This window comes from Sphingomonas sp. (assembly GCF_035555815.1).
Classification (GTDB): Bacteria; Pseudomonadota; Alphaproteobacteria; order Sphingomonadales; family Sphingomonadaceae; genus Sphingomonas.
In genome coordinates this window covers 1-9,035 of the sequence record NZ_DATMGG010000229.1, presented here as the reverse complement: position 1 = coordinate 9,035, position 9,035 = coordinate 1, and the positions used below count along the sequence as shown (strand labels likewise).

At 69.4% G+C, this 9,035-nt stretch carries 6 protein-coding genes; 5 read left to right on the top strand and 1 reads right to left on the bottom strand.

Features of this window, described 5'->3' with window-relative positions:
• The first annotated feature begins 2 nt into the window (after positions 1-2).
• Both ssb and VNR91_RS13070 read left to right on the top strand, forming a co-directional pair.
• The gene (gene ssb / locus VNR91_RS13075) at positions 3-530 is read left to right on the top strand and encodes a single-stranded DNA-binding protein (protein WP_325491210.1); all 528 of its coding nucleotides are present in this window, start codon (positions 3-5) and stop codon (positions 528-530) included.
• Between the two features lie 327 nt (positions 531-857).
• Positions 858-4,025, top strand: a complete 3,168-nt coding sequence (locus VNR91_RS13070) for a TonB-dependent receptor (RefSeq protein ID WP_325491209.1) — start codon at positions 858-860, stop codon at positions 4,023-4,025.
• 116 nt (positions 4,026-4,141) lie between these two features.
• Here VNR91_RS13070 and VNR91_RS13065 read toward each other — a convergent pair whose 3' ends face one another.
• Positions 4,142-5,620: a M23 family metallopeptidase gene (locus VNR91_RS13065; RefSeq protein WP_325491208.1), complete on the bottom strand. Its 1,479-nt coding sequence runs from the start codon at positions 5,618-5,620 to the stop codon at positions 4,142-4,144.
• A gap of 260 nt (positions 5,621-5,880) precedes the next feature.
• Here VNR91_RS13065 and VNR91_RS13060 point away from each other — a divergent pair, with 260 nt between their 5' ends.
• The 3 genes from VNR91_RS13060 to fdxA all read left to right on the top strand — a co-directional run.
• Positions 5,881-8,364 (top strand): helicase-related protein, encoded by a 2,484-nt coding sequence (locus tag VNR91_RS13060; RefSeq protein ID WP_325491207.1) that lies wholly within the window; start codon positions 5,881-5,883, stop codon positions 8,362-8,364.
• On the top strand, positions 8,357-8,659 hold the full coding sequence (locus tag VNR91_RS13055) for an RNA-binding S4 domain-containing protein (protein ID WP_325491206.1): 303 nt from the start codon (positions 8,357-8,359) through the stop codon (positions 8,657-8,659). Before VNR91_RS13060 ends, VNR91_RS13055 begins: the two co-directional genes overlap by 8 nt.
• Before the next feature lie 49 nt (positions 8,660-8,708).
• The coding region (fdxA, locus tag VNR91_RS13050; RefSeq protein WP_325491205.1) for a ferredoxin FdxA at positions 8,709-9,035 on the top strand (327 nt) is incomplete at its 3' end.

The following is a 9,035-nucleotide window of genomic DNA, read 5'->3' as shown; positions in this document are numbered from 1 at the left end:
TATTGGTCGGCAACCTGGGGCGTGACCCCGAAAGCCGCAGCTTCCAGAACGGCGGCAAGGTGGTCAACCTGCGCATCGCCACGTCGGAAAGCTGGAAGGACAGGAACACCGGCGAGCGTAAGGAAAAGACCGAATGGCATTCGGTCGCGATCTTCAACGAAGGGCTCGCCAACGTCGCCGAACGCTATCTGCGCAAGGGCAGCAAGGTCTATATCGAGGGCGCGCTCCAGACCCGGAAGTGGACCGACCAGGCCGGGGTCGAGAAATATTCAACCGAGATCGTGCTGCAGGGGTTCAACAGCGTGTTGACGATGCTCGACGGTGCGCCGGGCAGCGGTGGCGGCGGCGGCGGCGGCGGGAGCCGCGGCGGTGACGACTGGGGCGGCGGCAGCGACGATTTCGCCGGGCAAAGCTCGGGCGGCGGCCGTGGCGGCAATTTCAACGCCGGCGGCCAGCGTTCGGGCGCGGCGAAGGGCAACGACTTCGGCGGCGGCTTCGCCAACGACCTCGACGACGACGTGCCGTTCTAGGGCCGGACCAGCCTTCCCGAATAGCGACCGTCCAACCCCGTTCCGCCGGCATTCCGGGCGCAAGGACGGTCTGCCGCCCGTGTCTCGGTTCCCCGGCGGCGCGGTCCATCCCCGACCAACCCCCTGTCCGTAACGCCCGACGGCGATCGTCACCGGGCGAAACGCGGCGCCTGATCGCCGCCTGATTCTCGTATGTGACAATTTTTTGGCGGGATCGTCCCGCTGTTGCGTCACATGAGTCAGGACCGCGATGGGCGCGGGCAGGGGACAGAGCAGATGCAAAACAGGGGGCGTCTTTCGATCTATGGCGGCGGTTCGGCTGCGGTCATGGCACTCTGGCTGGCGGCGACGCCGGCGGCGGCGGCACCAGCAGCGGCGGCACAGGCGGCGCGGACCTTCGACATCCCGGCCGGCGATCTGGGACGCGCGCTCAATATCTTCGCGCGGCAGGCCAATCAGCAGATCATCTTTTCCAGCACGCTGGTGGCGGGCAAGCAGACAAGGGGCGTGCGCGGCGGGCTGGAGCCGCAGGCCGCGCTGACGCTGCTGTTGCAGGGCAGCGGCCTGCGTGCCGAGGGCGGCGCGGTGCTGACGCTGCGCAAGGTCGAGCCCGCCCGGACCGTCGCCCAACGCCAGCTGGTGAGCGCGGTGAGCGCGCCGGCGCCGATCGCCGGCCTTGGCCGCGCGCAGGAGCGCGTGGCCGAGGCGCAGGTCGACGCCGATTCGGCGCAGGACGACCGCACATCGTCGATAGCCCAGGAAATCATCGTCACCGGATCGCGCATCGTCCGCGACGGCTATCAGGCGCCGACGCCGACCACGGTGCTGTCGATGGAGGACATCCAGGACCGCGCGCCGACCAACATCGCCGACTATGTCAGCCAGTTGCCGTCGATGGGCGTCGGCAACACCCCGCGCACTACGCTGCTGTTCGCCAACGCCACCGGCGGCGCGAATCAGATGAGCGCGCGCGGGCTGGGCGTGACGCGGACGCTGACGCTGCTCGACGGCCGCCGCGTCGTCGGATCGGGCATGTCGCCCGCCGTCGACGTCAACCTGTTGCCGCAGAATCTGGTGCAGCGAGTCGACGTGGTCACCGGTGGCGCCTCCGCCGCTTATGGTTCCGACGCGGTCGCCGGGGTGGTGAACTTCATCCTCGATACCGGCTTTACCGGGGTCAAGGGCAGCGTGAACCTCAGCCAGACGGACCGTGCCGACGGGCGGGTGTTCTCCGGCGATCTCGCCTATGGAGCGAAGTTCGCCGGGGGGCGTGGGCACCTGTTGCTCAGCGGATCGTATTTCAACGGGCAGGGGATCGATTCGCCGATCGGCCGCAGCTGGTATCAGCCGGGCTATCACCTGCTGACCAACCCGGACTGGACCGCGACCAACGGTCAGCCGGGCCAGATCGTCCGCAACGATGTCGGCTATACCAGCACGCCCGGCGGCGTTGTCGCCTCGGGGCCGCTCAAGGGCATGACGTTCGGCCCCGGCGGCGAGATCGGGCAGTTCGTGTTCGGTCCGATCCAGCAGGGCCAGATGCAGGCGGGTGGCACCGTCATCCCCACCGCCGCGCGCTGGCCGCTGCTGCCCGACGACAAGCATTGGAGCACCTATGGCCGGCTGAGCTACGAGGTGACCGACGACATCACCGCGATCTTTGAAGCGGGCTATGCCGGCAGCGACACCGTCAACTGGTCGGCGACGTATAACCGACAGGGGGCGACCGCGCTGACCGTGTCGCGCGCCAACCCCTACCTGCCGCTGGCGGCGCAACAGGCGATGGACGCGGCCGGCGTCACGTCTTTCCAGATGAACCGGCTGTTCTACGACATGATCAATTCGCCGGGCAGCCACGCCGGCCTAGCGGGATATTCCCGGCGGCAGGATCGCATCCTGGCCGCGCTGGAGGGCAAGTTCCTCGGCACCGGCAAATGGCGCGCCTATTACCAGCGCGGCCACAGCAAGGTGTGGTACACCCGCGACGACAACCTGATGCCCGCGCGGTTCAACCTGGCGGTCGACGTCATCGCCAATCCGGCGACCGGCGGCGTCGCCGGGGTGGCGGCCGGGGCGCCGATCTGTCGTTCGACGCTGGCCAATCCGGGCAACGGCTGCGTGCCGATGAACATCTTTGGCGAGGGATCGCTGGGGGCGGCGTCGATCGCGTGGGTGACGGGCTATGCCGAAGGGCTGCGGACCCGGCAGGATCTCGACTTCCACCAGGATGTCTGGTCGGTCGACGCGCAGTACGAGCCGTTCTCGACCTGGGCCGGCCCGGTCTCGATCGCGGCGGGCTTCGAGTATCGCAAGGAATCCTTCTCCTCGACCGCCGACGCGACGTCGGAGGCGTCGCTGTGGAACGTCGGCAATTTCAAGGGCGGCACCGGCTCCTACAATGTGAAGGAGTTCTTCGGCGAAGTGCTGCTGCCGTTGCTCAAGGATTCGGCGGTGGCCGACAGCCTCGACCTCAACGCCGCGGTCCGCCGCACCGACTATTCGACCAGCGGCCCGGTCACCACGTGGAAGGCGGGCGTGACCTGGGACGTCACCGGCGGACTGCGCCTGCGCGGCACCCGCTCGCGCGATATCCGCGCGCCGAACCTGAACGATCTCTACGCGCCGGGCAGCCAGTTCGTGAACGCGTATCTCGATCGCACCCAGGCGAACAGCCCGCAGGTGCCGAACATCACGATCAGCGGCGGCAACCCCAATCTGACGCCGGAGATCGCCGACACCTGGACCGCCGGCGGCATCTACAGCCCGCGCTGGCTGCCGGGGCTCAGCCTGTCGATCGACTGGTACAAGATCGACATCAAGGACGCGATCGTCGGGGTCGGCGCGCAGACGATCATCGACCAATGCTATGGCTACAACCGGCCGCAGATCCCGTCGGCGTGCCAGTCGATCGTGCTGGCGGCGGGGGCGAGCAACCTCGTCAACGCGACGATCTACACCGGCGGCATCAACGCATCGCAGGTGGCGGTGGAAGGCATCGATTACGAAGCGACCTACCGCTCCGACCTCAGCCGGATCAGCGGTTCGCTGCCCGGCGCGCTCAACATCCGCCTGCTGGTGTCGCAGCGGCTGAAGGACGAGACCAACCTGCCCGGCGACGTCACCCCGCCGACGCTGGGCACCACCGGCAGCCTGAAGTGGAAGGGGATGCTGACAACCACCTATGCGGTCGGGCCGAGCCGCACCAGCCTGACCGCGCGCTATCTCGGCTCCGGCACGATCACCAACCAGCCGATGACCAGCCGCACCGGGATCGCCGACGATCTCAACCACGTGAACCCGGTGTGGTATTTCGACCTGTCCGAAAATTACGAGCTGAAGATCGGCGGCGCCAAGGTGACGCTGTTCGGCGTGGTCGACAATCTGTTCGATCGCCGGCCCGAAGCGATTCCGGCCGGGGAAACCAGCTTTGGCACCAACAACCCCTATGACCTGCTGGGGCGGACCTACCGCGTGGGACTGCGCTTCAAGCTTTGAGGACCGCGAACCTCTCCTTCCCTCCTACGTGGGGGGAAGGGGAGGGATCCTGCCGTGTCGCCGGGGAATGTGAAGAGGCGCGCGGCGGGCGGTCCGACCGGCGCGGTTCGGAAATGTCAGTCCGATGATCCGGCCTTGACCGCCATCAGTTTGCTGAACTTGCTCTTGAACGCGGCCAGATCGCCGCCGCTCAGCTTCTGGACCGATTCGAACGTCACCTTGCCCGGATTGACCGGCACGCCGTTCCTGGTCAGCTCATAATGGAGGTGCGGCCCGGTCGACAGCCCGGTCGAGCCGATATAGCCGATCACCTGGCCGGGGCTGACGCGCTGGCCGGAGCGCACCGCGATCCGGCTCATGTGACCATAGCCGGTGGCCATGCCGCCGCCGTGCGCCAGCTTGACGTAATTGCCATAGCCGCCGGCGCGGCCCGCCATCTGCACCACGCCGGCCATCGCCGCGTGGATCGGCGCGCCATAGGGCGCGGCGATGTCGAGCCCCTTGTGCAGCCGCATATAGCCGAGCAGCGGATGCCGCCGCCAGCCGAACGGCGACGACAGGCGGCCGTTGACCGGCATCCCTGCGCTGCCGCCGGTGGTCTGGCCGATGCCGCGCGGATCGAACCACTGGCTCTTCCCGTCCTCTTCCCACCGCATCAATTGCAGCTTGTTCGAACTGCCACTCAGCCCGGCATAGAGCAGCTTGCCGAGCTGGACCTCGCCGGTCGCGGCGCGGGCCTGCTCGACGATGATGTCGAAACGGTCGTCGGCGCCGACCCGGCTGATCGGCATCCGCGACGCGATGGAGCGGATGAACGCCTCGACCGCCTTGGCCGGCACGCCGGCGGCGCGGGCCGATCGATAGAGGCTGGGGCCGGCGCGGCCCTGGATGCGCAGCGGCGTGTTGTCGATCGCGATCGGGATCGCCGCCAGCGCCAGTCGGTCGCCGTCGCGGCCGACCTGCATGTTGAGGTCGAATTTGGCGCGGAACGCCAGTTTCTCGAGCGGGCGCGGCGCGTCCTTGTCGGTGCGGCGGCCCAGCGTCAGCTCGAACTGGGTGCCGGGACGCAGCTCGCCGAGCGCCAGCCGCGCGGCGACCATGTCGGCGACCGCGCGGGCATCGCCCGAACCGACGCCGGCGCGACGCAGCGCGGCGGTGAAATCCTCGCCCGCGCCCAGCGTCGCGGTCGCCTCGATCTGCGGGCGTTCGGGGGTGTCCCTGAGCGGGGTGACCAGTGCGTTGGCGCCCAGTCGGCGCCCGCTGTTGGCGCCCAACGCGAGCGGCGTGATCGCCAGGCTGCGCGTCTCGTCATAATCGGTGCCGGCCATCGGCGCGGTGCTGTCGGTGATCACCGGCAGGCTGAACGCGGGGGACAGCGCGATCGTCGCCGCGCACAACGCCGCGCAGGTCGCCGCGCCGCGCCACCAGGTGCGCGAGCCGATGTCGGAACCGAGATCGGGGACCAGATCGACATGGGCGAAGCGTCCGGCGAGCCGTTCGGCGATGCCCGGTGCCGCGACCGGCGTTGCCGGCGCGCGCCCGAACGACAGCGCCGCCGCGCCGCCCGCTCCTTCCAGTCCGTGTTCGTTGCGCAAGAACAAAGCGCGCCCCGCCCCCGAAATACAAAAACGGCCTGCCTGAACCCCAAGCCTGGGCAGCAGCGTTGTGGCGCCGAGTCCCTAAAGTCAAATTAACCCCGCATCCACTGCGGCGACGCTGCGACGAGCCGTGCGGGGAGCTGGACGAGCCGGCGGAACGAACCAGCCACCGCGCGCAAGCGCTGGGGACGATTGCGGAAATTTACGCGCAACGGACGGTTGCGTCGCCGCGTGCGCGGGCCGATGTAGGGCGGGCGATGGTATCGTTCGCGCGCTCCCCGATCACGGCCGTGCTGGGCCCGACCAACACCGGCAAGACCCATCTCGCGGTCGAGCGGATGTGCGGCCATTCGTCGGGGATGATCGGCTTTCCGCTGCGGCTGCTCGCGCGCGAGGTCTATGACCGCGTCGTGCGGATGAAGGGCGAGCATCAGGTCGCGCTGATCACCGGCGAGGAGCGGATCGTTCCGCCGCAGGCGCGCTGGTTCCTGTGCACCGCTGAATCGATGCCGCTCGACCGCGAATTTGGCTTTGTCGCACTCGATGAGGCGCAGCTTGGCGCCGATCTTGAGCGCGGGCATGTCTTTACCGACCGCATCCTGCGCGCGCGGGGGCGCGACGAGACGATGATCCTCGGTTCCGCGGCGTTGAAGACGATGCTGAAATCGCTGGTGCCCGACGCCGAAGTGATCGAGCGGCCGCGCTTCTCGACGCTCAGCTACGCCGGCGCGAAGAAGCTGTCGCGGCTGCCCAAAAGATCGGCCATCGTCGCGTTCAGCGCCGAGGAGGTCTATGCGGTGGCAGAGGCGCTGCGGCGGCTGCGCGGCGGCGCGGCGGTGGTGATGGGCGCGCTGTCCCCGCGCACGCGCAATGCCCAGGTGGCGATGTTCCAGGCGGGCGAGGTCGATTATCTGGTCGCCACCGACGCGATCGGCATGGGCCTGAACATGGACGTGGCGCATGTCGCCTTCGCCAGCCTGACCAAGTTCGACGGGCGTCGCCAGCGCCGGCTGACCGTGGCGGAGATGGCGCAGATCGCCGGCCGCGCCGGGCGTCACCAGCGCGACGGCACCTTTGGCGCGCTGCACGAACAGGGGCCGGGCGCGTTCACGCCGGAGGAGGTGTTCGCGATCGAGGAGCATCGCTTCGCGCCGATCGACCATCTCTACTGGCGCGATGGCGAACCCGATCTGTCGAGCATCGCCGCGCTGATCGCCAGCCTTGAGGCGAAGCCGACGTTGCCCGGCCTGCGCCCCGCGCCGGAGGCGACCGATCTGGCCGTGCTCAAGCGGCTCGCCGAAGATCCGGCGGTACGCCAGCGCGGGCAGGTGGCGAAGCTGTGGGCGGCGTGCGGGCTGCCCGATTTCCGCAAGCTCGGGCCGGAGCCGCACAGCCGGTTCGTCGGCCGCATCTTCAACCATCTGACCGAAGGCGACGGCCATATCCCGCACCGCTGGTTCGCGGAGGAGATCGCACGGCTCGACAATGTTGGCGGCGATGTCGAAACGATCGCCGGGCGGATCGCCGCCGCGCGCAGCTGGGCCTATATCGCGCACCGCGCGGATTGGCTTTCCGACCCGCTCCACTGGCAGGACCGCGCGCAGGCGCTGGAGACGCGGTTGAGCGACGCGCTGCACGACCGGCTGACCCAGCGGTTCGTCGACAAGCGCACCACCGCGCTGTTGCGCGGGATCGGCGCCGACGCCAGCGCGCTGCCGGTCAAGATCGAGGCGGACGGCGGCGTGCTGGTCGAGGATCATCCGATCGGCCGGCTCGACGGGTTTCGCTTCACCGTCGCCGCCGACGCGCGTGCCGCCGACAAGCGCATCCTGCTCGCCGCCGCCGAAAAGCGGCTGGGCGGCGAACTGGCCAAACGCGGGCGCGCGCTGGCCGATGCGCCCGATGACGCGTTGACGCTCGACGGCGGCAGCGTGTGTTGGAGCGGCGGGGCCGTCGCGACGCTGGCGGCCGGGCCGCAGCTTAGCCGGCCGAAGATCGTGCTGGACCGCGCGCTCGATTGCCTGGGCCAGGCGGAGCGCGATGCGATCGCGGCGCGGCTGGCGGCGTGGATCGACGACCGCACCGCACAGGTCACGCCGGTGCTCGCGCGACTCGATCGGTTGGCACGCGATCCGACCGCGCCGGGCGCGCTGCGCGCCACCGCCGCCGCGCTGGCCGATGCCGGCGGGCTGGCGGAGCGCAACGCCGTCGCCGATGTCGAGGGGCTGGAGCCAAAGGCGCGGCAGTATCTGCGCGCGGTCGGCATCACCGTCGGCACGCTCGACCTGTTCGATCCGCGCCTGCTGAAACCGGCGGCGGCGGCGTGGCGCGCCGCGTTGCTGGCGGCGCGCGGAGTGACGGTGGCGTTGCCGCCGCCGGGTGCCGCGGTGATCCGCGGCGGCGCGCCGGCGCCCGGTTTCCGCCGGATCGGTGCGCAGCAGGTTCGTGTCGACCTGGTCGAGCGCATCGCTCGCGCCGCGCACGACGCCCGCGCCGGGCGCAAGCCCTTCGTTCCCGATCCGGCGCTCGCCACTTCGATCGGGGTGACGCCGGATACGCTGGCCAAGCTGATGGCGCGGCTGGGGTTCAAGAGCGTCGCCGCGGAGGAGGGGCCGCCGCAATGGGCATGGCGCGGCCGCCCGCAGCCGCGCGCCCGCGTCACGGAGGCGCCGCCGCGCCGCGACAACGCCTTCGCCGCGCTGGCGGACTGGGGCACGGACCGGAGCGCCGGCCATGGTTGATCCGGCACCGGCGACGATGCGGATCGACAAATATCTGTGGTTCGTCCGGCTGGCCAAGACGCGCGGCTTTGCGCAGGAGGTGGCGGAGGCGCGGCACCTGCGCATCGACGGGCGGGTGATCGACCGCGCCGCCGCGCCGGTACGGGTCGGCAATGTGTTGACCTTTCCGCTGCACGATCGCGTGCGCGTGATCCGGGTCGAGGCGCTTCCCGCGCGGCGCGGCCCGGCGCCGGAAGCGCGGCGGTGCTACACCGATCTGAATGAGAACGTCTCGCAGGAAGGCGCCAGCGATTGACGGCGCATTTTCGCTTGCATAGCGAAGGCGCGATTCAAGGAGTTGACCAATGACCTACGTCGTCACCGATGCCTGCATTCGCTGCAAGTACATGGATTGCGTCGAGGTCTGTCCGGTCGACTGTTTCTATGAAGGCGAGAACATGCTCGTCATCAACCCCAGCGAATGCATCGACTGCGGCGTGTGCGAGCCCGAATGCCCGGCCGAGGCGATCCTGCCCGACACCGAAAGCGGGCTGGAGAAGTGGCTGGAGCTGAACAACGAATTCTCCGCCCAATGGCCCAACGTCACCCGCAAGGGCGACCAGACCCCGGCCGACGCCGACGAGCACAAGGGCGAAGAGGGCAAGTTCGACAAATATTTCTCGCCCGAACCC